The organism is Nocardioides marmorisolisilvae, from assembly GCF_003725775.1.
In the GTDB taxonomy this organism is placed as follows: Bacteria; Actinomycetota; Actinomycetes; order Propionibacteriales; family Nocardioidaceae; genus Marmoricola; species Marmoricola marmorisolisilvae.
In genome coordinates this window covers 1,865,569-1,887,843 of record NZ_RJSG01000002.1, presented here as the reverse complement: position 1 = coordinate 1,887,843, position 22,275 = coordinate 1,865,569, and the positions used below count along the sequence as shown (strand labels likewise).

At 69.6% G+C, this 22,275-nt stretch carries 25 protein-coding genes and 2 tRNA genes; 19 read left to right on the top strand and 8 right to left on the bottom strand.

Annotated elements, in window-relative coordinates:
• Positions 1–87 precede the first annotated feature (87 nt).
• Positions 88–1,662 carry a citramalate synthase gene (gene cimA, locus EFL95_RS13255; protein ID WP_123234401.1) on the top strand — a complete coding sequence of 525 codons (1,575 nt, stop codon included), beginning with the start codon at positions 88–90 and terminating at the stop codon, positions 1,660–1,662.
• A 6-nt stretch (positions 1,663–1,668) separates the two neighbouring features.
• Here the strand turns inward: cimA and EFL95_RS13250 are convergent, their stop codons facing one another.
• Positions 1,669–2,265: a TetR/AcrR family transcriptional regulator gene (locus tag EFL95_RS13250; protein ID WP_123234400.1), complete on the bottom strand. Its 597-nt coding sequence runs from the start codon at positions 2,263–2,265 to the stop codon at positions 1,669–1,671.
• A 118-nt stretch (positions 2,266–2,383) separates the two neighbouring features.
• Here EFL95_RS13250 and EFL95_RS13245 point away from each other — a divergent pair, with 118 nt between their 5' ends.
• A complete protein-coding gene (locus EFL95_RS13245; RefSeq protein WP_123234399.1) occupies positions 2,384–2,926 on the top strand; it encodes an NADPH-dependent FMN reductase in 543 nt (180 codons plus the stop codon).
• 54 nt (positions 2,927–2,980) lie between these two features.
• Positions 2,981–4,378 carry an amidase gene (locus EFL95_RS13240; RefSeq protein ID WP_123234398.1) on the top strand — a complete coding sequence of 466 codons (1,398 nt, stop codon included), beginning with the start codon at positions 2,981–2,983 and terminating at the stop codon, positions 4,376–4,378.
• An 18-nt stretch (positions 4,379–4,396) separates the two neighbouring features.
• On the opposite strand, the gene EFL95_RS13235 is transcribed toward EFL95_RS13240, so the two are convergent.
• Entirely contained in the window at positions 4,397–4,753 is a 357-nt protein-coding gene (locus EFL95_RS13235; RefSeq protein WP_123234397.1) for a hypothetical protein, read from the bottom strand.
• A gap of 113 nt (positions 4,754–4,866) precedes the next feature.
• Between EFL95_RS13235 and EFL95_RS13230 the strand changes: the two genes are divergently transcribed.
• Both EFL95_RS13230 and EFL95_RS19255 read left to right on the top strand, forming a co-directional pair.
• Positions 4,867–5,232 carry a DUF6264 family protein gene (locus EFL95_RS13230; protein ID WP_246004987.1) on the top strand — a complete coding sequence of 122 codons (366 nt, stop codon included), beginning with the start codon at positions 4,867–4,869 and terminating at the stop codon, positions 5,230–5,232.
• 91 nt (positions 5,233–5,323) lie between these two features.
• Positions 5,324–5,539, top strand: coding sequence for a hypothetical protein (locus tag EFL95_RS19255; RefSeq protein WP_148045048.1), 216 nt, complete (start codon positions 5,324–5,326; stop codon positions 5,537–5,539).
• Here EFL95_RS19255 and EFL95_RS13225 read toward each other — a convergent pair.
• Both EFL95_RS13225 and EFL95_RS13220 read right to left on the bottom strand, forming a co-directional pair.
• Entirely contained in the window at positions 5,480–6,493 is a 1,014-nt protein-coding gene (locus tag EFL95_RS13225) for a 3-methyladenine DNA glycosylase (protein WP_246004939.1), read from the bottom strand. The two genes, EFL95_RS19255 and EFL95_RS13225, sit on opposite strands and share 60 nt — an antisense overlap.
• Positions 6,494–6,507: 14 nt before the next feature.
• Positions 6,508–7,824, bottom strand: coding sequence for a hypothetical protein (locus EFL95_RS13220; protein WP_123234395.1), 1,317 nt, complete (start codon positions 7,822–7,824; stop codon positions 6,508–6,510).
• Between the two features lie 92 nt (positions 7,825–7,916).
• Between EFL95_RS13220 and EFL95_RS13215 the strand changes: the two genes are divergently transcribed.
• The 8 genes from EFL95_RS13215 (at position 7,917) to EFL95_RS13180 (ending at position 14,130) form a co-directional block, all read left to right on the top strand.
• Positions 7,917–8,492 carry a QsdR family transcriptional regulator gene (locus tag EFL95_RS13215; protein ID WP_123234394.1) on the top strand — a complete coding sequence of 192 codons (576 nt, stop codon included), beginning with the start codon at positions 7,917–7,919 and terminating at the stop codon, positions 8,490–8,492.
• A gap of 32 nt (positions 8,493–8,524) precedes the next feature.
• The gene (locus EFL95_RS13210) at positions 8,525–9,325 is read left to right on the top strand and encodes a fumarylacetoacetate hydrolase family protein (protein WP_123234969.1); all 801 of its coding nucleotides are present in this window, start codon (positions 8,525–8,527) and stop codon (positions 9,323–9,325) included.
• A complete protein-coding gene (gltX, locus tag EFL95_RS13205) occupies positions 9,318–10,778 on the top strand; it encodes a glutamate--tRNA ligase (protein WP_281272213.1) in 1,461 nt (486 codons plus the stop codon). The genes EFL95_RS13210 and gltX overlap by 8 nt, the downstream gene beginning before the upstream one ends.
• 20 nt (positions 10,779–10,798) lie before the next feature.
• Positions 10,799–11,752 (top strand): CPBP family intramembrane glutamic endopeptidase, encoded by a 954-nt coding sequence (locus EFL95_RS13200; protein ID WP_123234392.1) that lies wholly within the window; start codon positions 10,799–10,801, stop codon positions 11,750–11,752.
• A gap of 44 nt (positions 11,753–11,796) precedes the next feature.
• Positions 11,797–11,868, top strand: a tRNA-Gln gene (locus EFL95_RS13195).
• 68 nt (positions 11,869–11,936) lie between these two features.
• Positions 11,937–12,009, top strand: a tRNA-Glu gene (locus tag EFL95_RS13190).
• Positions 12,010–12,119: 110 nt separating this feature from the next.
• Entirely contained in the window at positions 12,120–13,604 is a 1,485-nt protein-coding gene (locus tag EFL95_RS13185; RefSeq protein ID WP_281272212.1) for an AlkA N-terminal domain-containing protein, read from the top strand.
• Between the two features lies 1 nt (position 13,605).
• Positions 13,606–14,130, top strand: coding sequence for a methylated-DNA--[protein]-cysteine S-methyltransferase (locus EFL95_RS13180; protein WP_342773203.1), 525 nt, complete (start codon positions 13,606–13,608; stop codon positions 14,128–14,130).
• 55 nt (positions 14,131–14,185) lie between these two features.
• Here EFL95_RS13180 and EFL95_RS13175 read toward each other — a convergent pair whose 3' ends face one another.
• A complete protein-coding gene (locus EFL95_RS13175; RefSeq protein ID WP_183407149.1) occupies positions 14,186–14,863 on the bottom strand; it encodes a MerR family transcriptional regulator in 678 nt (225 codons plus the stop codon).
• Positions 14,864–14,935: 72 nt separating this feature from the next.
• On the opposite strand from EFL95_RS13175, the gene EFL95_RS13170 reads away from it, so the two are divergent.
• On the top strand, positions 14,936–15,337 hold the full coding sequence (locus EFL95_RS13170) for a hypothetical protein (protein WP_246004938.1): 402 nt from the start codon (positions 14,936–14,938) through the stop codon (positions 15,335–15,337).
• On the opposite strand, the gene EFL95_RS13165 is transcribed toward EFL95_RS13170, so the two are convergent.
• Positions 15,334–15,780: a hypothetical protein gene (locus tag EFL95_RS13165; protein ID WP_148045047.1), complete on the bottom strand. Its 447-nt coding sequence runs from the start codon at positions 15,778–15,780 to the stop codon at positions 15,334–15,336. The genes EFL95_RS13170 and EFL95_RS13165 overlap by 4 nt on opposite strands.
• A 62-nt stretch (positions 15,781–15,842) precedes the next feature.
• The gene (locus EFL95_RS13160) at positions 15,843–16,565 is read right to left on the bottom strand and encodes an IclR family transcriptional regulator (RefSeq protein ID WP_123234387.1); all 723 of its coding nucleotides are present in this window, start codon (positions 16,563–16,565) and stop codon (positions 15,843–15,845) included.
• An 88-nt stretch (positions 16,566–16,653) separates the two neighbouring features.
• On the opposite strand from EFL95_RS13160, the gene leuC reads away from it, so the two are divergent.
• The 3 genes from leuC to EFL95_RS13145 all read left to right on the top strand — a co-directional run bounded on the left by leuC (position 16,654) and on the right by EFL95_RS13145 (position 19,708).
• Complete coding sequence (gene leuC, locus EFL95_RS13155; protein WP_123234386.1) at positions 16,654–18,057, top strand: 3-isopropylmalate dehydratase large subunit; 1,404 nt, start codon at positions 16,654–16,656, stop codon at positions 18,055–18,057.
• Positions 18,058–18,061: 4 nt separating this feature from the next.
• On the top strand, positions 18,062–18,664 hold the full coding sequence (leuD, locus tag EFL95_RS13150; protein WP_123234385.1) for a 3-isopropylmalate dehydratase small subunit: 603 nt from the start codon (positions 18,062–18,064) through the stop codon (positions 18,662–18,664).
• A gap of 87 nt (positions 18,665–18,751) precedes the next feature.
• Positions 18,752–19,708 carry an HU family DNA-binding protein gene (locus tag EFL95_RS13145; RefSeq protein ID WP_342773214.1) on the top strand — a complete coding sequence of 319 codons (957 nt, stop codon included), beginning with the start codon at positions 18,752–18,754 and terminating at the stop codon, positions 19,706–19,708.
• 59 nt (positions 19,709–19,767) lie between these two features.
• Here the strand turns inward: EFL95_RS13145 and cofC are convergent, their stop codons facing one another.
• Positions 19,768–20,382: a 2-phospho-L-lactate guanylyltransferase gene (cofC, locus tag EFL95_RS13140; protein WP_221176381.1), complete on the bottom strand. Its 615-nt coding sequence runs from the start codon at positions 20,380–20,382 to the stop codon at positions 19,768–19,770.
• Positions 20,383–20,494: 112 nt separating this feature from the next.
• On the opposite strand from cofC, the gene EFL95_RS13135 reads away from it, so the two are divergent.
• Positions 20,495–21,274 carry a lysophospholipid acyltransferase family protein gene (locus tag EFL95_RS13135; protein WP_183407204.1) on the top strand — a complete coding sequence of 260 codons (780 nt, stop codon included), beginning with the start codon at positions 20,495–20,497 and terminating at the stop codon, positions 21,272–21,274.
• The gene (locus EFL95_RS13130; RefSeq protein WP_123234383.1) at positions 21,274–22,275 is read left to right on the top strand and encodes an NAD(P)H-dependent glycerol-3-phosphate dehydrogenase; all 1,002 of its coding nucleotides are present in this window, start codon (positions 21,274–21,276) and stop codon (positions 22,273–22,275) included. Before EFL95_RS13135 ends, EFL95_RS13130 begins: the two co-directional genes overlap by 1 nt.

Sequence of the window (22,275 nt, the reverse complement as noted above, 5' to 3'; positions counted from 1 at the left end):
GCGACGGGACCTCCCCGCCGCGCCAACCTCTCGTCCCAACGGGAGGTTTTTTCTTGTTCTAGAGCACCCTGATCCGAAGGACACCCGATGAGCACCGCAGACGCGTTCCACGTCTACGACACCACCCTGCGCGACGGCGCGCAGCAGGAGGGCCTCAACCTCTCCGTGGCGGACAAGCTCGCCATCGCGCGGCACATCGACGGTCTCGGCGTGGGCTTCATCGAGGGCGGCTGGCCGGGGGCGAACCCGAAGGACACCGAGTTCTTCGCCAAGGCGCGTGACGAGCTCAAGCTCCAGAACGCCCAGCTCGCGGCGTTCGGCGCCACCCGTCGTGCCGGCATGAAAGCCGCCGACGACCCGCTGGTGGCGGCGCTGCGCGAGTCCGGTGCCCCGGTGGTCACCCTGGTCGCCAAGTCGCACGACCGGCACGTCGAGCTCGCGCTGCGGACGACCCTGGAGGAGAACCTGGCGATGGTGCGCGACACCGTCAGCCACCTGACCGCCGAGGGGCAGCGGGTCTTCCTGGACGCCGAGCACTTCTTCAACGGCTACCGCGACAACCGCGACTACGCGCTCGAGGTCCTGCGGGTCGCGTTCGAGGCCGGGGCCGAGGTGGCCGCGCTCTGCGACACCAACGGCGGGATGCTCCCGAACTGGGTCAGCGACGTCGTCGACGACGTCGTCTCCACGACCGGCGGACGGATCGGGATCCACGCCCACAACGACACCGGGTGCGCCGTGGCCAACAGCCTGGCCGCCGTCGACGCAGGCGCGACGCACGTGCAGGGCTGCATCAACGGGTACGGCGAGCGCACCGGCAACGCCGACCTCATCAACGTGGTCGCGAACCTCGAGCTCAAGCTGGACCGCCAGGTGCTGCCGGCCGGTCTGCTGCGCGACGCCACCCGGATCGCGCACGCGGTCGCCGAGGTCACCAACGTGCCGCCCTCCTCGCGCCAGCCGTACGTCGGCGTCTCGGCGTTCGCCCACAAGGCCGGCCTGCACGCCAGCGCGATCAAGGTCGACCCGAACCTGTACCAGCACATGGAGCCGGAGGGCGTCGGCAACGACATGCGCTTGCTCGTCTCCGACATGGCCGGTCGTGCCTCCATCGAGCTCAAGGGCAAGGAGCTCGGCTTCGACCTCGGTCCCGAGGTGATCGCGAGCGTCACGGCCCGGGTCAAGGAGCTGGAGCAGCGCGGTTACACCTTCGACGCCGCGGACGCCTCGTTCGAGCTGCTGCTGGCCGAGCAGGTGGAAGGCGTGCGCCCGTCGTACTTCGAGATCGAGTCCTGGCGGGTGATCACCGACTCCGCCTCGGACGCGGAGGCCGGATCTGAGGCGACCGTGAAGCTGATGGCCGGCGGCGAGCGCCTGGTCATGGTGGGGGAGGGCAACGGGCCGGTCAACGCGCTGGACCACGCCCTGCGCCAGGCCATCGAGCGGCTCTACCCCGAGGTCGTGAAGTTCGAGCTGATCGACTACAAGGTGCGGATCGTCGACCAGGGCCACGGCACCGACGCGATCACCCGGGTTCTCATCGAGACCTCGGACGGGGAGTCGTCCTGGGTGACCGTGGGCGTCGGGCACAACGTCATCGAGGCCTCGTGGGAGGCGCTGATCGACGGTCTGACCTTCGGCCTGCGCCGCCACGATGCCTAGGAACCGCTAGGCCAGGACACGCTCGACCAGGTCCTCCCATCCGGCGATGATCCGGTCGATGCTCATGTTCTCCACGCCCGTCTGCTGACGCAGGATCGGGACCTCGAGCGGCGCCAGGATCGCGGTCGCCAGCAGTGCGATGTCGCCGTGCACCCCGAGCTCGCTGAGCAGGTAGCGCACGTGCGTGGCGGTGAACGAGTACGCCGCGTAGCTGCGGCCGGTGTCGGCGCCGACCGCCGCGAGCAGCAGGTCGGCGTGCCGCAGGTTGGCCTCCAGCCGGGAGCGGCCGAACGCGAGCAGGCGCTCCTTGGGCGGTGCGCCCGGGCCGAGCGGCGGCGGTCCGCTGATCACGGACGCCTGCCAGGCGGCCTCGGACTCGTCGAGGAGCCCGGCCATCAGGCCGGCGCGGTTGCCGAACCGGCGGAAGATCGTGCCCTTGCCGACGCCGGCCTTCTCCGCGACCGCGTCCATGGTGACGGCCTCGACGCCGCAGTGGTCGATGAGCTGCTGCGCCGCGCACATCACCGCGTCGCGGTTGCGGGCGGCGTCCCGGCGCTCGCGCGGGGGCTGCCCCAGGATCGGCAGCAGCTCCGGCTCGGACATGCCCACACCCTAGGGGTGCGGTGGGGACAGAAAAAAAGTTTTGGGAACCGGGAATGAAAGCGGACCGTAGTCCGGTTTAGCACTCAGAAGCGTTCCCACACCCTCACAGGAGCACCCCATGACACACGTAGCCGTTCTGGTCGGCAGCCTCCGCGCCGACAGCGTCAACCGCCAGGTCGCCGAGTCCCTCAAGGCCCAGGCTCCCGCCGGCGTCGAGGTCGAGATCGTCGACGGTCTCGCCGACGTCCCCTTCTACAACGAGGACATCGACGGTGCCGAGGTCCCCGCCTCCGCCGCCGCGCTCCGCGCGCAGGTCGGCAAGGCCGACCGGGTCCTCGTCGTCACCCCCGAGTACAACGCCACCATGCCGGCCGTGCTGAACAACGCCATCGACTGGCTCTCCCGCCCTTACGGCCAGGGCGCCATCGCGGGCAAGCCGCTGGGCGTCGTCGGCGTCACCCCGACCCCGTACGGCGGCAAGTGGGCCCACGAGGACACCCAGAAGTCGGCCAAGATCGCCGGTGCCATCGTGGTTGAGGACGTCACCGTCTCGCAGACCTCGATCGACGTCGACGTGCTCAACGACCCCGAGGTGCAGGGCAAGCTCCGCGGCGCCCTGGACACGCTGGTGGCCTTCGCCCCGGAGACCTCCGCGGCCTGACCCACCTGGTCGGTTGAGCTTGTCGAAACCCGGTGACGTACTAGCGTCACTGCCGTGAGCGAGCTGCACGACCTGACCGCCCTCGAGCAGGGTGCGGCCATCGCGGCCGGGGAGACGTCCCCGGCCGAGCTGGTCGACCACTACACCGAACGCGCCGAGCGACTCAACCCGTCGCTCGGCGCGTTCGTGCTCCTGACCGGGGACGAGGCACGAGCAAGAGCCGGCTCGGTGCAGGGCAGCGGCCCGCTGGCCGGCGTACCGACGGCGATCAAGGACCTGAACGCGACCGCCGGGGTCAGGACGATGTTCGGCTCCCGGCTGCTGGCCGACTACGTCCCCGAGGTCAGCGACGAGCTGGTCCTGCGGATCGAGGCGGCTGGTCTGATCAGCCTCGGCAAGACCAACACCCCCGAGTTCGGCTCACCCTGCTACACCGAGTCCGCGGTCGCGCCGCCGGCCGTGACCCCGTGGGACACCACCCGGATGGCCGGCGGTTCCAGCGGTGGCGCCGCCTCGGCGGTCGGCGCCGGTCTGGTCCCGCTCGCCCAGGGATCGGACGGAGGCGGCTCCATCCGGATCCCGGCGAGCTGCTGCGGCATCGTCGGGCTCAAGCCGACGCGCGGCCGCATCTCGGGTGCTCCGATGTACGGCGAGATCACCGGGCTCGCGACCGCGGGTCCACTAGCCCGCACCGTGCGCGATGCCGCCGCCTTCCTCGACGTGATGGCCGGTCGTGCGATCGGCGATCCGTTCTGGGCACCGGAGTCCGCTCGGTCGTTCCTCTCTTCCTGCGACGTGGCGCCGGGCCGTCTGCGCGTGGCGCGGTTCGTGAAGCCCGTCATCGCGGAGACGGACGTCGACCCCGAGTGCGTGCGCGCCTGGGAGGACGCCTCAGCCCTGCTCGAGTCGCTCGGCCACGAGGTCGTCGACATCGAGCCCCCGATGCCGCGCGACGCGGTGCCGACCTTCGAGACCTGCTGGGCCGTGCTCACCGGCCTCTCGACCGTGAACATCCCGGAGGAGGCGCGGGGTCTGCTGCAGCCGTTGACCCGGTGGCTGGGGGAGAAGGGCGAGGCGATCGGTGGGCCCGAGTTCGGGCTGGCGCTCGGCGAGCTCCGGAGGATCGCTGCTCGGACCTTGGCCGAGCTCGCGCCCTTCGACGTCGTCCTGACCCCGACGCTCGCGGTCCCGCCGCTTCCCGTGGGCGCACTGCGCAACGACGCGGACCCGGCCGCCGACTTCGAGGCGCAGAAGCGGTTCACCCCGTGGACCTCGATGTGGAACGTGACCGGTAGCCCGGCGATCTCCCTGCCGTTGCACGTCACCCCGGACCGGCTGCCAGTCGGCGTCATGCTCGCCGCGGCACCCGGGCGCGAGGACCTTCTGCTCGGCCTGGCTGCCCAGGTCGAGGACGCCGCGCCGTGGCTGGATCGGCACCCGCCCTGCTGGTGAGCCCCAGGCCCTGCGCGTTCAGAACATGCACCAGCCGCCGTTCGAGCCCAGGTCGAACGCCGCGCTGAGCAGCAGGACTGCCGGGAACAGGGCGGCGACGGCGAGCGAGGCAACCGTCAAGCGGCGCCGGCTCCGGACGACGCCGACGATCCACGGCAGCGCGGCGAGCGCGAGGACCAGGACGATGGCGGCCTGACCCCGGTGCGTCGCGAGCATGTCCGCGGGCTCCTCGCAGGTGTTGGAGTTGCCGAGGTAGATCGCGACGTCCGCGACGACGGTCAGCAGCCAGGTCAGTCCGACACCGATCGCGAGACCGATGTTGTCGGCAGTGCTCGGCGGCTGGTAGCACGGGGCGATTCCCGAAGAGTTCGTCATGCGTCCAGCCTCGACCGCCAGCGCCGGGGTGACATCCGTACGGGTACTCAGATCCGCCCTCGAAGTCGATAGGAATCCGCTCCGTCGATGACTACGGTGCGCACGTGACCCAGATGCGCCCGGACAACCGCACCGAGACCCGCACCGGCGACCGCGCCGCCACGATCGTCCTCCTCGTGCTCCAGGCACTCGGGATCCTCGTGTTCGGCGCCTTCGGCCTGTTCATCGTGTTCGTGTCGGACTCCTGCGGCAGCAGCTCGACGACGTGCGACGACGGCCGGATCGCCTGGGGCGTGATGACGCCGCCGCTGGTCGCCGCCGGGCTGTTCGTGATCTCCCTGATCTGGTCGATCAAGCGGATGGCGCAGAGCCGACCGGCGTGGTGGGTGCCGATCCTGATGACGGTGCTCTCGGTGGGCGGGGTGGTGCTCGGGTTCGCTATCGCGGCCAGCGGGGTCCACAACGGCAACCTCGTCTGAGAATTCCTGCCGACGACGCAACCTCCGGACCAGCAGGAGCGTCTATCTGGCAGTGGGACCGATCCAGGTGCCCCGGACGAGGAGGCGCGTCGTGCGACGAACCGGAATCCCCTTGCTGCTGATGACGGCGTCGGCCGTTCTCGTTCTCGCCGCTTATCTGCTCGGGGCCGTGCTCCACGTGAGCCGGGTCGAGCCGACCTCGTCCCCAGACGTCATGCTCACCTCGATGGCGGTGAGCGGCATCCTGCTAGGTCTCGGCGTGAGCCTGTTCGCCGTCGGCCTCTGGCGCTGGTGGTTGCGCGAGTAGGCGGTCGCACTCAGCGACGAGGCGCTCGCGGATCGGTGCTCCTCGCTCGGCGAAGCCGCGCTGCGCGGCGGCGTACGTCGCCTTGCCCTCCGCGGTCTCGATCGACACCGGTGACCAGGGTTCCCCGGTCGGGTCCAGGGTCACCCCGGTGAAGTCGTACGGCGCCGCGCGCATGTCGAGGATGCGGATGTCCCAGGCCAGCGCGAAGGCATCGGCGACCAGCTCGCTGGGGATCAACGGGGTGAGCCGGAACGCGTGCTTGTAGAGGTCCATGCCGGCGTGCAGGCAGCCCGGCTGCTCGAAGTCCGGCCGGTCCTCGCGTCCAGGGTGCAGGGTGTTCAGCGGCCGCGCCGGTTCGGTGAAGAACCGGAAGGCGTCGAAGTGCGAGCAGCCGATGCGGTGGTTCTCCACGACCTCGTCGGTCGCGGGACCGCCGAGGCGCAGGGGCCAGTCGTGGCGCATCGCGTTCTCGGCGCCCGAGGCCGCCGGGTTGCCCCGGTAGACCATCGCCCACTCGTGCAGGCCGAAGCAGCCGAGGTTGGCCGGCCGGCCCAGGGTCGCCGCGAGCAGCGTGCGGATCCGCTCGAGCACCGGCCGTTGCGAGTCCAGGTAGCGCTGGCTGATCGTGACGGGGGTTTCGACAAGCTCATCCAGTGAGGAAATCGTGACGGGGGTTTCGACAAGCTCATCCAGTGAGGAAGCAGGCGCAACCGGCGAAGCGCGGGAGTAGCCCTTGAGGGCGGCGTACTCGGGTGCATCGGCCAGCTGCACGCCGTACCCGGGGTGCCAGCGACGGAGCGCCGTCGGGCGCTGCGAGTAGTAGGTGAACAGGAAGTCGTGCACCGGGTGCTTCTCGCCGCGTAGCCGTCGCGCGAGGTGGGGCTGGATCCAGACGTCGACCCGATCGGCGTGGGCGCGGGCGCGCTCGCTCCACTCGGCTCGGCTCAGGGTCACCGAGAGAGCGTAGGTCAGGAGTGGGGGTGGCAGCCGATCGCCTGCTCGAACGCCTGCGGGCTCGCGTAGTAGGTGCCCTTCGGGTAGTAGTCGCCCAGCACCTGCTTCTCGGTCCCGTACGTGGCGTTCTGCACCGCGTGCGTGAAGTCGGCGCGCGGCAGCATGTTGCGCATGTAGGCGATGCCCTTCGGGTCCAGGCCCCACGGCAGCCAGGAGACACCGCAGGCGTCGGTGGCGTTGGCCGGCCGGTCAGCGGCGGTCGAGATGGCGATCGTGAAGTAGCCGTTCTGGTCGACCTGCACCGTCTGGTCGTGCACGCAGCCGTAGGTCTGCGTGGTGCGGTTGGCGGTGCACATCGACCAGTAGCGCATCTCGGTGGGAGCCGGCACCGTCGCGTCGCCGTAGTAGGTCTTCGGCGTGGTCGGCATCTTGCCCTTGAGCAGCAGCACCCGGCCGTACTCCTGGGACAGGTAGGCGTAGACGTACTTGTTGTCGACGTTCTCGCCGAGCCCTGAGGGCAGCTGTGCGGTGAGCGACGCGATCAGCGGGGTCAGCGTGTCGGAGGTGTACTTGTTCTCGGTCACGTCAGTGGCGTAGACCTGCGCCGCGTTGATGTAGCGGCGGAAGGTCGGGGTCGGGGGAGCGAGCAGCCCGAGGCCGAGGTCGTCGAGGCCGAGGTCCGGCAGGCCCAGGCCGGCCAGGAAGTCGGTGACCGGCATCATGTCGGGCAGCGGGTCAGGGCAGGTCGGCAGCGGGATGCGCTGACCGGTGGCCAGCACCAGCGTGATCGCCGGGGCCGGGACCCCGCCGAAGGCGCCGGTGCCGTTGTCGGGCAGGTAGATCCGGTAGGCGAAGCCGTTGCCGGACCGGGTGCCGTCGGCGCTGTTGTTGTAGAGCGTGTTCGCCGGCGGGTTGGCCGGCGGCTTCCCGGCGACGATGCGCACCGTGTAGCCACGCTTCGTGGCGTTGCGGTCAGCCCCGACACGGAACGGGTTCGTCGAGCCCGGGTCCGGGTTGATCTGGTCGTCGCGCAGGTTCGTTGCGGTCTGCAGCGTGGTGCTGTAGGTCTGCAGCGACATGTAGCGCGCGTGCGGGAACTGTCCCTTGAGCTCGATGTAACCGCCGAGCGGCACCGGGATCGCCGCGCCCAGGTACCGGGTCGCCAGGTCGGGGAACAGGATGTTCTCCCGGTCCGCGCTGGGCTCGAGGATCCAGCCGCAGGACCGGTCACGGCTCGGGTCGGAGGCGCTGGCGCTCTGCAACGGCTGGAGTGCGCCGATCGCGAGGAGGGCGGCGAGGGCAAGGACGAGCGAACGCAGGGAGGGGCGCATGCACGGAACGTACTCGCGATGTGACAAAACTTCAATATGTTCCGCTCGGAACATTCCTTGAAAATGTCTCATGACCCGCTAGGCTCCTCGTCGTGACCTCGACCGAGCTGCCGCGCCTGGAGCGCGCGACCCGTGAGCACGCGCTCCAGTTCGCGCGGGCCCAGTTCGAGCGTGGCGAGCGCGTCGACATGCAGACGCTTGCGGCCGAGCTCGGCGTCGGGCGGACCACGCTCTACCGCTGGTTCGGGGATCGCGAGCAGGTGATCTCCGAGCTGTTCGCCGGGCTGACGGACGAGATCTTCGCCGAGATCAACGCACGACCCGGCGGAGGGGGCATCGAGGCGGCGCTGGACTCGATCCGGCGGTTCATGGCCCTCACCTCGAGCTTCGAACCGCTGCGCGACTTCGCCCAGCGGGAGCCGGCGCTCGCGCTGCGGATCCTGGTCGCCTCCCACGGCCTGGTCCAGCAGCGGATCCGGGCCGGGGTGACCGAAGCCCTCGAGCGCAACCTGCCGTCGCGCCAGCTGCCGCTGCCGCCCGACATCATCGACGTGCTGGTCCAGGTCGGCGCGAACCTCCAGTGGACCCCGATCGTCATCGGCGACCCGCCCGAGATCGAGCGGGCCCTGCACCTCGGCCGGTCGGTCCTGGAGAACCATCTGCCGTGAGGCCCTCGCGCCCCGGCAGATAGGCTCCGGTGGTGCGTATCGCGAGGTTCACCACGGGTGAGGACCCCCTGTTCGGTGTGGTCACCGGCGAGGTCGACGAGAACGGCATCCCGGACGAGGACTGCGTGATCGTCGGGCTCAACGGAGACCCGCTGTACGTCGGTCTGCACCTGACCAACAAGGAGTACCGCCTCGCCGACGTACGGCTGCTCGCGCCGGTCCTGCCGCGCAGCAAGGTGATCGGGATCGGTCGCAACTACGCCGCGCACGCCGCCGAGATGGGCAGCGACGTCCCGGACGAGCCGCTGATGTTCATGAAGCCGAACACCAGCGTCGTCGGTCCCGACGACCCGGTCTTCTACCCGCGCCAGAGCGCCGAGGTGCATTACGAGGGCGAGCTCGCCGTGGTGATCAGCCGCCCCTGCCGCGACGTGCCGGCTGCCAAGTTCGCCGACGTCGTCCAGGGCTACACGGTGGCCAACGACGTCACCGCCCGCGACCTGCAGCGCAAGGACGGCCAGTTCACCCGCGCCAAGGGCTTCGACTCCTTCTGCCCGCTCGGGCCGTGGATCGAGTCCGAGCTCGACGTCACCGACCTGGCGGTGAAGACCTACGTCAACGGCGAGCTCAAGCAGGACGGTCGCACCAGCGACATGATCTTCGGCGTCCCGGAGCTGATCGAGCACGTGTCGTCGGTGATGACGCTCCTCCCCGGCGACGTCATCCTCACCGGCACCCCGGAGGGTGTCGGTCCTGTCGAGGTCGATGACGAGATGGAGATCTTCATCGAGGGCATCGGCAATCTGACCAACAAGGTGAAGCAGCGTGACTGAGAACGTTCGTGTCCGGATGGCCCCCAGCCCGACCGGGAGCCCGCACGTCGGCCTGGTCCGCACGGCCCTGTTCAACTGGGCGTTCGCCCGCCACCACGGTGGCACGTTCGTGTTCCGGATCGAGGACACCGACAAGGAGCGCAGCACCCCGGAGTCGCTCGCCTCGATCATCGACCTGATGCGCTGGCTCGGCCTGGACTGGGACGAGGGCCCCGAGGTCGGTGGCCCCCACGCGCCTTACTTCCAGAGCGAGCGCGGCGACAAGTACAAGGACGCGCTCGAGAAGCTCGCCGGATCGTCGTACACCTACGACTGCTTCTGCACCAACGAGGAGGTCGAGGCCCGACGCCAGGAGTCCGGCTCGAAGGTGATGGGGTACGACGCCTTCTGCCGCGAGCTCAGCGCCGACCAGCGCGCCGCTTTCGAGGCCGAGGACCGCAAGCCGGTCGTCCGGTTCCGCATGCCCGAGGGCTCGATCACCTGGAACGACCTGGTCCGCGGCGAGGTCACCTTCGAGACCCAGTTCGTACCCGACTACGCCCTGTGCCGGGCGAACGGCGATCCGCTCTACACGCTGGTCAACCCGGTCGACGACGCACTGATGGACATCACGCACGTGCTCCGCGGCGAGGACCTGCTCTCCAGCACCCCGCGCCAGATCGCCCTGTACGACGCGCTGACCGCTCTCGGCATCGCGAAGCAGACGCCGCAGTTCGGCCACCTGCCGTACGTGATGGGCGAGGGCAACAAGAAGCTCTCCAAGCGCGACCCCGAGGCGGACGCGCTGGGCTACCGCGACCAGGGCTACCTGCCCCAGGGACTCCTGAACTACCTGGCGCTGTTGGGGTGGGCGATCGCGGCCGACCGGGACGTGTTCTCGATGGAGGAGATGGTCGCCGCGTTCGACATCAAGGACGTGAACCCGAACCCGGCCCGCTTCGACCTGAAGAAGTGCGACGCGATCAACGCCTCGCAGATGCGGCTGCTGCCGGTCGAGGAGATCACCCACCGCGCACTCCCGTTCCTCAAGGCGGCCGGCGTGGTCGGCGACCCGGTCTCCGACTCCGACGCCCAGCTGCTCGAGCTGGCGATGCCGCTGATCGCCGAGCGGATCAACAAGCTCACCGAGGCGCCCGAGATGCTCGGCTTCCTGTTCGCCTCCGAGGTCACCTACGACGAGGCCGACGTCGCCTCGGCTCTGGACGAGGAGGGCCGCCGGGTCGTCGCCGCAGCCCGGGAGGCGCTCGGTGCGCTCTCGACCTGGAGCACCGCCGCGATCGACGAGGCGCTGCGTGCCAAGCTCGTCGAGGAGCTCGGGATCAAGCCGCGCAACGCGTTCGGACCCGTGCGCGTCGCGATCACCGGTCGGAAGGTCTCGCCGCCGCTGTTCGAGTCCCTCGAGCTGCTCGGGCGCGACGAGACCCTGCGCCGGCTCGACTCCCTCCCGGCCTGAGCCCTGTCGAAGAGCCGTCGATGAGCCTGGAGCACCCGCACCCGGAGCCGCGCAGCTACCCGTTGATGCTGCGCACCTGGAACTACGCCTGGTGGCGGCCCGTCAGCGGGCTCCTGGCCCTGCTGGTCGCGATGTTCATCGCGGCGCCCCTGGTGCTGTTCCCGCTGCTGGCCGCCACGGTCGCGCTCGACCACACGGGCAGCTACTCGGAGGCCCTGAAGAACGCCGCGACGCTCGACCCCGTCACGTGGCAGGGCCTGCTCTACCTGAACCTGTCGCTGGCCGCCCTGGTGCCGGCCACCTGGTTGATCGTCAGGGTGGTGCACGGGATGCGACCGCGCTGGTTGATGTCGGTCCTGCCCGGGATCCGCTGGCGGTTCTTCTTCGCGTGCCTCGGGCTGTCGGTCGTCGCGATCGCGGCCCAGCTCACCGTCGGGGCGTTCCTGCCCGGCGACCCCAACGACCTCGGCACCGGGGTGAACGACATCACCCGCACCCTGGTCGCGATGCTGGTGGTGGTCGCGATCACCACGCCGATCCAGGCGATGGGGGAGGAGTACGCCTTCCGCGGCTACATCCTCCAAGCGGTCGGATCACTCACCCGTCAGCCGTGGATCGCGATCGTGGTCAGCGGCTTCCTGTTCGGGTTGGCCCACGGCGTGCAGAACGCGCCGCTGTTCGCCGACCGGTTCTCGTTCGGCGTCCTCGCGGCGTACCTGGTGTACCGGACCGGCGGGCTGGAGGCCGGCATCGCGCTGCACATCTGGAACAACATCGTGGCCTTCGGTTTCGCGCTGTTCCTGGGCAACATCGACGACACCCTGAACGTCACCGAGGTGTCCTGGTGGAACCTCCCGCTGACGATCACCCAGAACGGCGTCTACCTGCTGCTGGTGCTGACCGTCGCGAAGAGGATGGGAATCACATCCCGGACGACCCCGCCCGTTTTGCCGGTCACGACGCCCGCCGTGTAAGGTTTCTCTTCGGTTCGGGCGGTCGCGAGGCCAGTCCGAATCGGTGGGATATGGTGTAATTGGCAGCACTACAGATTCTGATTCTGTCAGTCAAGGTTCGAGTCCTTGTATCCCAGCGAGTAAGGACACACTCGTTCGATTTGGTCGGGTTCCAGACCAACCGATAGAGTCACGTCTCGCTCAGGCCCCCGTTGTGTAGTGGCCTAGCACGCCGCCCTCTCAAGGCGGTAGCGCGGGTTCGAATCCCGTCGGGGGTACAGATCCCGCAGCCCGGTCTCCCAGAGGCCGGGCTGCGGTGTTCCCGGGGGCCCACGGTCGTGGCCGATTTCCGCTAGAACTGTCGGTGGGTCCGCGACAGACTCGTCTCATGCACAACGCGATGTACCTCGACACCGAGGCTTGCTACCGGGCCGTGAAGAGCAAGGACCGCCGCTTCGACGGCGTCTTCTACACCGCTGTGCGCACCACCGGGATCTACTGCCGGCCGAGCTGCCCGGCGATCACGCCGAAGCTGGCGAACGTGTCGTTCCACCCGAGCGCCGCGGCCGCGCAGCTCGCCGGCTACCGGGCCTGCAAGCGCTGCCTGCCGGACGCGACGCCCGGCTCGCCCGACTGGGACCTGGCGGCCGACGTGGCCGGCCGCGCGATGCGCCTGATCTCCGACGGCGTCGTCGAGCGCGACGGGGTCGACGGCCTGGCGGCACGACTCGGCTACTCGACGCGTCAGCTGAACCGGGTCGTCACCGGCTCTTTCGGAGCCGGCCCCCTGGCCCTCGCGCGGGCTCGGCGCGCGCAGACGGCCCGGGTCCTCATCGAGACCTCGGAGATGTCGTTCGCGGACGTGGCGTTCGCCTCCGGCTTCGCCAGCATCCGGCAGTTCAACGACACGGTGCGCGAGGTCTACGCGGCGACGCCGACCGACCTGCGTGGTCGGCGGGGGAGCGCGGCGACCTCCGGGGTGATCAACACCCGGATCGGCGTACGGGAGCCGTTCGACGGGGCCTCGCTCCTGGACTTCCTGGCGCTGCGCGCCGTTCCCGGGATCGAGGCCACCGGTGAGGGTTGGTACGAACGCTCGCTGGACCTGCCCCACGGAGCGGGTGTGGTCCGGGTCGAGCTCGTCGACCGGCCGGAGCGGTACGTGCCGTGCAGCTTCTCCCTGGCCGACGCACGCGACCTGGCACCGGCCCTGGAGCGGACCCGCCGGCTGCTCGACGCGGACTGCGACCCGATCGCGGTGGACGACCAGCTCGCCTCGGATCCGCTGCTCGCGCCGCTGGTCCGGCGCCGTCCCGGCCTGCGGGTCCCCGGCCACGTCGACGGCACCGAGCTGACGACCCGGGCGATCCTCGGTCAGCAGGTGAGCGTCGCGGGCGCCCGCACTCTCGCAGGTCGGCTCGTCGCCTCCCACGGCCGCGAGCTCGGCCTCGACGGGGAGCACCGGGTGACGCACCTGTTCCCGACGGCCGACGTGCTCGCCGAGATCGAGCCGGAGTCGATCGCGATGCCGCGAGCCCGGGGCCGAGCGCTGGCCGCGTGTGCGGCTGCGATCCGCGACGGCGACGTGCAGCTGGATCGCGGTGCCGACCGCGCCGAGACCCGGGAGGCGCTGCTGGCTCTGCCCGGCGTCGGCCCGTGGACGGCCGACTACATCGCCTTCCGCGTCCTGGGCGACCCGGACGTGTTCCTGCCGACCGATCTCGGTGTGAAGCACGCCGCCGAGGCTCTCGGGATCGACGACCTGGCCGGGCGCAGCGAGACCTGGCGTCCCTGGCGTTCCTACGCACTCATCCACCTCTGGACAGCTCTGTCCGACACAGTCCCGTCCGAACCGCTGACGAAGGAGTCATAAGGTGACCGCAACAACCCTGCCCCCGACCTCGAGAGCTACGACCGTGTGGACCGTGATGCCGTCGCCGATCGGCGACCTGCGCATCATCGGCGACGACGAGGCGATCCAGGCGATCGAGTTTTCCCCGTTCCGCGGTCTGGCCGACGGCAAGCCGATCGGCGAGCGCGCTGACGACCACCCGTTGCTGAGCCGGGCGGTCGAGCAGCTCACGGCGTACTTCAACCGCGAGCTGCGCGACTTCGACCTGCCGCTGGCTCCGGCCGGCACCAAGTTCCAGCGTGAGGTCTGGGACCAGCTGGTCGGCATCAAGTGGGGCGAGACCGCCTCGTACGGCGAGATCGCGCACCGGCTCGGGCACACCAACGCCGCCTCCCGCGCGGTCGGGCTGGCCAACGGCCGCAACCCGATCCCGATCGTGATCCCGTGCCACCGGGTGATCGGAGCGAACGGCTCGCTGACCGGGTACGCCGGCGGCCTGGAGCGCAAGCAGCTGCTGCTCGACCTCGAGGTGGACGGGCTCTTTTAGCAGCCGCTCCTGCCGCACCCGGACATGCGAATGTAACGGGTGGGACTGTTGGGAATCACCTGTCCCTCTCTGGCCACATTCGCATGTCCGGCGGCACGTCGGGTTTCGGCTCGTTGAGCTGCCGGGAGACGTTCTCCTGGCCGATGCGGCGCAGCGCGAGGATGACGGGCTCGGTGAGAATCGTGCGGACGACAGCAGACTCGACGTCCGCCTCGATCTCCTCGCCGTGCTCGTCGGAATGGACCCAGAGGACCTCCTCCATGGCGATCGGCCGGATCGCGTGCGCGTAGAACCAGAGCATGTCCTCGGACATCGGGTGCCCGACCTCGTCGAGCGCATCGAGCGCTCGCGCGAGGATCTCGGCCTGCGGATGACCGGGGGCGAGCTGCCAGCCCTGGATCTCCAGGAGGGCGTCCACGCGGGCCAGGGACGCTTCGGTCGGGGGAGCGCTGTCCTCGCCGGTTCCCGCAAGGCGCGTGTGGGCGCTGCCGACCGCGTCGTGCCAGGACTCGGCGCTGTCGATGCCGTCAAGGACCTGCTTCACCGTGTCCAGGCGGAGGCCGGCGACGTCGGTCAAGGCGCGGATCAGCCGGAGGCGTCGTACGTGGGACTCGTCGTACGTGGAGCGGGTGGCCCCGGTCGCGGTGCCGGCGGGCAGCAGCCCTTCACGCAGGTAGAACTTGATCGTGGGAACGCTGAGCCCGCTCAGCCGGGACAGTTCTGCCATCCACATGGGAATCATCTTGACACTTGGATAGTTCCACTGTCCAATATTGGATATCGGAACTATCTAGGAGGCATGCTCATGTCGGACGAGTCGCGGATCCTGGCAGGGATCCTGTTCCTGTCGCTGGTGACCGTCGAGACCGGCGGTCTCTACCTGGTCAAGCTCTGGAAGGACGCCGCCGGCGCGACTCCGTTCCAGATCGGGTTCGCCCGCGCCGGGCACGCCCATGCAGGGGTGCTGCTGGTCCTCGGCCTGCTGTGCCAGCTGTACGTCGACCAGGCGGGCCTGGCCGACGGTTGGGCCTGGGTGGCGCGCAGCGGCGTACCGGTCGCGGCGATCCTGATGCCGGCCGGCTTCTTCGCCGCATCCATGGGCAGGGGTCGCACCCAGCCCAACGGGTTCATCGCGATGGTCTTCGCCGGAGGTGCGGCGATGGCGGTCGGACTGGCGACGCTGGGCGTCGGGCTGCTGACGGTCTAGGCCCGGGCTGTTCGGAAGGCGCTTACCGCGAGCGTCGCAGCAAGGAAGAACAGCGTCCCCGCGACAGCGACGTCGGTCACCGGCGAGAAGTCGGCGGAGACCGAGCCCTGGTCCTTGTTCAAGGAGCTGACGACGCTGCCGATGCCAATCGCCGTGGCGTTCAGAGCACCCGCGGCGCGTACGCCGAACGTGGCGCGCTGCCGGATCGGCGCCAGCCCGGTGCCGGCGACCGTCGAGAGCAGACCGGTTGCCGTCGCGTAGAGCGCGATCAGGACCAGGAACGTGCCGTGCTCGACGACGCCGATGTGATCGCGGAAGCCGTAGGCGAAGAGGAACGAGATGAAGTACGCCGGGGGGCCGGTCAGGACGCTGACGCCGAGGATCAGCAGCGTGCCGGCCGGTGCCCAGCTCCAGACGGGTGCTCTACGCGTGGTGGGTGCCATGGAACGAGCGTGGCCGGATGCGACCGGGGCCGGCATCCGTACAGGTACTCATTCCAGGACGGTCACTCGGCCGCAGCGCGGCGCAGCGACTCGGACAACCGGTCGGCTGCGGCGAGCACGGCGGGTGCGTGCATCCGGCCAGGCTGACGGGAGAGCCGCTCCAGCGGACCGGAGACGGAGACCGCGGCGATGATCTTGCCGCTGGGGGAGCGGACCGGGGCGGAGACCGAGGCCACGCCCTGCTCGCGCTCGCCGATCGACTGGGCCCAGCCGCGGCGTCGGATGCCGGCCAGGGCGGTGGCGGAGAACGCAGCGTTCTGAAGGCCGCGGTGGATCCGCTCCGGGTCCTCCCAGGCGAGCAGGATCTGCGCTGCCGAACCGGCGCGCATGGTCAGCTGCGAGCCGACCGGGATGGTGTCGCGCAGGCCGCTGGGACGCTCGGCGGCGGCGACGCAGACGCGGTACTCGCCCTGGCGGCGCCAGAGCTGGGCGGACTCGCCGGTGATGTCGCGCAGGCGTGCCAGGACCGGGCCGGCGGCTGCGAGCAGGCGGTCCTCGCCGGCGGCGGCGGAGAGCTCGGCCAGGCGCGGGCCGAGGACGAAGCGACCTTGCATGTCGCGGGCAACCAGACGATGGTGCTCGAGAGCGACCGCCAGCCGGTGGGCCGTGGGCCGCGCCAGGCCGGTGCCGGCGACCAGGCCGGCCAGGGTGGCTGGGCCTGACTCGAGGGCGGCGAGCACAAGAGCGGCTTTGTCGAGAACGCCGACTCCGCTAGAGTTGTCCATATACCAATACTGCCGTCTCAAACGATGAGATGCAAGTGTACGGTGGATGTTCACAGTTCAACGAGGGAAATCAGCTGAAGGAGGAGCCATGGGCAAGACCCTGGCGGAGAAGGTCTGGGACGAGCACGTCGTGCGTTCTGCTGCAGGGGAGCCCGATCTCCTCTTCATCGACCTCCACCTCATTCACGAGGTGACCTCCCCGCAGGCCTTCGACGGCCTGCGCCTGGCCGGCCGTTCGGTGCGTCGCCCGGACCTCACGCTGGCGACCGAGGACCACAACGTCCCCACCGTCGACTGGGACAAGCCGATCGCGGACCCGGTCTCGGCCACGCAGGTCGAGACGCTGCGCAAGAACGCGGCCGAGTTCGGCGTCCGGCTGCACCCGCTGGGTGACGTCGAGCAGGGCATCGTGCACGTGGTCGGCCCGCAGCTGGGTCTGACCCAGCCCGGCATGACCATCGTCTGCGGCGACAGCCACACCAGCACCCACGGTGCGTTCGGCGCGATCGCGTTCGGCATCGGCACCTCCGAGGTCGAGCACGTGCTCGCCACCCAGACGCTTCCGCAGGCCAAGCCGAAGACGATGGCGGTCACCGTCAACGGCAGCCTGCCGGCCGGCGTCACCGCCAAGGACCTGGTGCTCACCCTGATCACCCACACCGGTACCGGTGGCGGTCAGGGCTACATCGTCGAGTACCGCGGCCAGGCCATCGAGGAGCTCTCGATGGAGGGCCGGATGACGGTCTGCAACATGAGCATCGAGTGGGGCGCGAAGGCCGGCCTGATCGCTCCCGACCAGACCACCTTCGACTACATCGAGGGCAAGCCCGAGGCGCCGAAGGGCGCTGACTGGGACGCCGCCGTCGCGCACTGGCAGACGCTGGTCACCGACGCGGACGCGACCTTCGACAAGGAGATCGTCCTCGACGCCTCCACGATGACGCCGTTCGTCACCTGGGGCACCAACCCGGGCCAGGGCGCGCCGCTGGGTGGTGTGGTCCCGACTCCGTCGGACTTCGAGGACGAGCAGGACCGGATCGCTGCCGAGAAGGCGCTGGAGTACATGGGCCTGGAGGCCGGTACGCCGTTGCGCGAGGTCAAGGTCGACACCGTCTTCGTCGGTTCGTGCACCAACGGCCGGATCGAGGACCTGCGCCTGGCCGCCGACATCATCAAGGGTCACAAGGTCGCCGAGGGCACCCGCCTGCTCGTCGTGCCGGGCTCGGTGCGGGTGCGCATGCAGGCGATGGAGGAGGGCCTGGACCAGGTCTTCATCGAGGCCGGCGCCGAGTGGCGTGGCGCGGGCTGCTCCATGTGCCTGGGCATGAACCCCGACCAGCTCGCCCCGCAGGAGCGCAGCGCGTCGACGTCGAACCGCAACTTCGAGGGCCGCCAGGGCAAGGGCGGTCGCACCCACCTGGTCTCGATCCCGGTGGCTGCTGCCACGGCAGTCCGCGGCACCCTCTCCTCCCCGGCAGACCTGGAGGCCTGACGACATGGACAAGTTCACGACCCACACCGGCGTCGCCGCGCCGCTGAAGCGCAGCAACGTCGACACCGACCAGATCATCCCCGCGGTCTACCTCAAGCGGGTCACCCGCAACGGCTTCGAGGACGGGCTGTTCTCGGCCTGGCGCTCGGACCCGGAGTTCGTCCTCAACAAGCCCGAGTACGCCAGTGCCTCGGTGCTGGTCGCCGGTCCGGACTTCGGGACCGGCAGCTCGCGCGAGCACGCGGTCTGGGCACTGCAGAACTACGGCTTCAAGGTCGTCATCAGCTCGCGCTTCGCCGACATCTTCCGCGGCAACTCGGGCAAGGCCGGACTGCTCGCGGCGCAGGTCGACGAGAAGGTCGTCCAGAAGATCTGGGACCACCTCGACGACCACCCGGGTGCGACCGTCACCGTCGACCTGGAGAGCCGCACCGTCCGTGCCGGTGAGGGTCCGGACGCGATCGAGGACTCCTTCGACATCGACGACTACACCCGTTGGCGTCTGCTCGAAGGACTCGACGACATCGGCATCACTCTCGGCCACGCCGACGCGATCGCAGCATTCGAGGACCAACGTCCTTCGTGGAAGCCGGTCACGATTCACTGATCGATCGCGGCGACTTTCGCTGACTCATCACAATGACGACGGCGAGTTTCCCCTTATCTGTAAGGGGAAACTCGCCGTTGCTTGTTGGTGCGCGTTTCGGCGCGCTTTGAAACCGAGGTCTTGAACGCGTTTTTGCGCCCTTTAAAACGTTTCACGACACGCGCAAGAGTGCATTGTGGCCGCGGCGTGATTTGCCTAGCGTGCAAGGAGAAAGTCGAGCAAGGCGCTCGATACCAGACGTTCACGAAAGGGAAGCTAGTGAACAAGAGTCAGTTGATCGACGCTCTTGCCGCCCGGTTCGAGGGCAACAAGAAGGCGGCGGCGCACGCGCTGGAGTCGGTGCTCGACACCATCACCCGCGAGGTGGCGAAGGGCGAGAAGGTCGCGATCACCGGTTTCGGGTCGTTCGAGAAGCGCGTCCGCGAGTCGCGCTGGGTCCGCAACCCCGCCACCGGCGAGCGGATGAAGTCGAAGAAGACCAGCGTTCCGAAGTTCAGCGCCGGCGCTGACCTGAAGGCGATCGTCTCCGGTGCGAAGAAGCTCCCGGCTGTGGTCCAGGCCGCTGCCGCGAAGCCCGCTGCCGCTGCTTCCAGGACCGCCGCTGCGGCCAAGAAGACCGCGACCAAGACCGCCAAGGCTGCTGCCAAGAAGGCTCCGGCCAAGAAGGCTGCTGCCAAGAAGGCTCCGGCCAAGAAGGCCGCCGCCAAGAAGGCTCCGGCCAAGAAGGCCGCCGCCAAGAAGGTTGCCAAGAAGGCAGTGAAGAAGGCGCCCGCGAAGAAGGCTCCGGCCAAGAAGGCGCCCGCGAAGAAGGCTCCGGCCAAGAAGGCGCCCGCGAAGAAGGCTCCGGCCAAGAAGGCACCCGCGAAGAAGGCTCCGGCCAAGAAGGCCCCGGCCAAGAAGGTTGCCAAGAAGGCAGTGAAGAAGGCGCCCGCGAAGAAGGCTCCGGCCAAGAAGGCCGCCGCCAAGAAGGCCCCGGCCAAGAAGGCGCCCGCCAAGAAGGCAGCCAAGAAGGCTCCGGCCAAGAAGGCAGCCAAGAAGCGCTGACCTGCACGCCTGATCAACAGCGGTGTTCCCCTCGGGGAGCACCGCTGTTGTCGTTCCGGCTACAGCCGGCCCGACGCCGTCTTCGCGGTGTGCACACCGACGCCGAACCGGAGCGCCGCCTCGAGGTCGTCGGTCGTGTCCACGTCCAGGCGCAGCGACGCGAGCTCGGCGTCCAGCGGGCGTGCTCCGCTCTGCCGGTGGGCTGCCGCCGAGCCCGGCCCGAACCGCGGGTCCAGCGTGCTGCCGGCCGGCGCCACCAGGAGGGTGGTGCCGGTGCCCGCGGCATCGGCGACGAAGCGCCGGTCGTGGCCGTCGGACAGGGCCGAGGCCAGGTCGGCCGTGCGCAGGCAGGGCAGGTCGGCCAGCAGGACCGCGATGGCCAGGTCCGGACGGGCGAGTCGCTCGGCGGCCCGGGACAGGGCGCGGTTGAGCTGGCCTTCGCCCTCGTCGGGCAGCACGGTCACCTCGAGCCCGTCGAGCACCTCGGCCAGTGCAGCCTCGTCGCCGACGACGTGCACGGCCGTTCCCGGGACGGCGGCGGCCGCACTGATGGCGTCACGCGCGAAGGCGGCCATCAGCTGGGCGCGCTCGCCGTCGTCGCCGACACCGAGCCGCGATTTCGCGGTCCGGCCGTCCTTCACCGGGATCAGCAGGGCGTACTCGAGTGCCGTCACACCGACGATCCTTGCAGCAGTTCTGCGGGGTCGCGTCGGTAGTCTGCTCCTGCACGGTCTTGGTGCTGTCCGGGTTCCTCGCCCCGGAGGGCTGTGCGGGAAGGGAGTCGTGGTGGTCAAGGTCCGCAAGCTGCACGAACGTCGGGGGTGGGCGTGGTCGCTCGCCGTGGCCATCGTGAAGCCGACGCTGTTGACCACCACCAAGCACGAGTGGATCGACGGCGACAAGATCCCCGCCGAGGGCGGCTGCGTGATCGCGATGAACCACGTCTCGCACATCGACCCGTTGACACTCGCATGGCTGGTCTACGAGCACGGCCGGCTGATCCAGTACCTGACCAAGGACGCGCTCTTCGAGGTGCCGGTCCTCAAGTACATCGTCCGCGACGCGCGGATGATCCCGGTCTCGCGTTTGACCACGGATGCGGCGAAGGCGTTCGAGGCCGCCTGCGTCTCGGTCCGCGACGGCGGCTGCGTCGGCGTCTACCCGGAGGGCACGATCACCAAGGACCCGACCGGCTGGCCGATGCGCGGCAAGACGGGCGCAGCCCGGATCGCGCTCGAGACCGGCTGCCCGGTGATCCCGATCGGCCAGTGGGGAGCGCAGGAGATCCTGCCGCCGTACTCGGCCAAGCCGCACCTGTTCCCGCGCAAGACCGCCCGCTACAAGGTCGGCGACCCGGTCGACCTCAGCGATCTGGCGGGAAAGCCGCTGACCAACGACGTGCTGCACGAGGCGACCGACCGGATCATGGACGCGATCACCGCGCTCGTGGCCGAGCTGCGCGGCGAGGAGCCGCCGGCCGAGCGGTTCGACCCGCGGTCGGCAGGGGTCCGTGAGATCGGCAATCCCGACAAGGACGAGCACGGCAAGAAGAAGGGACACGCCTGATGGCGCGGGTCGCAGTGTTCAGCGCGGGCTCCTGGGGCACCGCCTTCGGCATCGTGCTGGCTGACGCCGGCAACGAGGTCACGCTGTGGGCGCGGCGCGAGGACGTCTGCGCCAACATCAACGACAAGCGGGAGAACACCGACTACTTCCCGGGGGTCGAGCTGCCGGAAGGGATGCGGGCGACCACCGACCCCGCGGAGGCCCTCGCCGGCGCTGAGTACGTCGTCCTCTCGGTGCCCTCCCAGTCCCTGCGCGAGAACCTCGCGCAGTGGGCGCCGCTGGTGCCCGAGGACGCGGTGTTCATCTCGCTGATGAAGGGCGTCGAGCTGGGCACCACCAAGCGGATGAGCGAGGTGATCGCCGAGGTCACCGGCGCCGGGCCGGAGCGGATCGCGGTCGTCAGCGGCCCGAACCTCGCCAAGGAGATCGCGGTGCGCGAACCCGCGGCCAGCGTGGTGGCCTGCGCGGACGACACCGTGGCCCACCGGGTCCAGGAGCTCTGCCACTCGCGGGCTTTCCGGCCCTACCGCAGCACCGACGTGCTGGGCTGCGAGCTCGGCGGCGCCTACAAGAACGTTGTCGGTCTCTGCGTCGGCATGGCGGTCGGTCTGGGGTTCGGTGACAACACCACTGCGTCGGTGATCACCCGCGGCCTGGCGGAGACGGCGCGACTTGCGATGAAGCTCGGTGCGGACCCGCTCACCCTGATGGGCCTCGCCGGTCTCGGCGACCTGGTGGCCACCTGTTCCTCGCCGCTCTCGCGCAACCGGACATTCGGCGAGAAGCTCGGCCAGGGGATGAGCACCGACGAGATCTACGCGACCACCAAGCAGGTCGCCGAGGGCGCCAAGTCGTGCTCCTCGATCCTCGACCTGGCGCGCCGCAACGGGGTGGACGCGCCGATCGCCGAGCACGTCGATGCCGTGGTCCGCGGCGAGATCAGTGCCCGGGAGATGATGGATGCGTTCATCTCGCGCCAGACCAAGGCCGAACGGGACTGA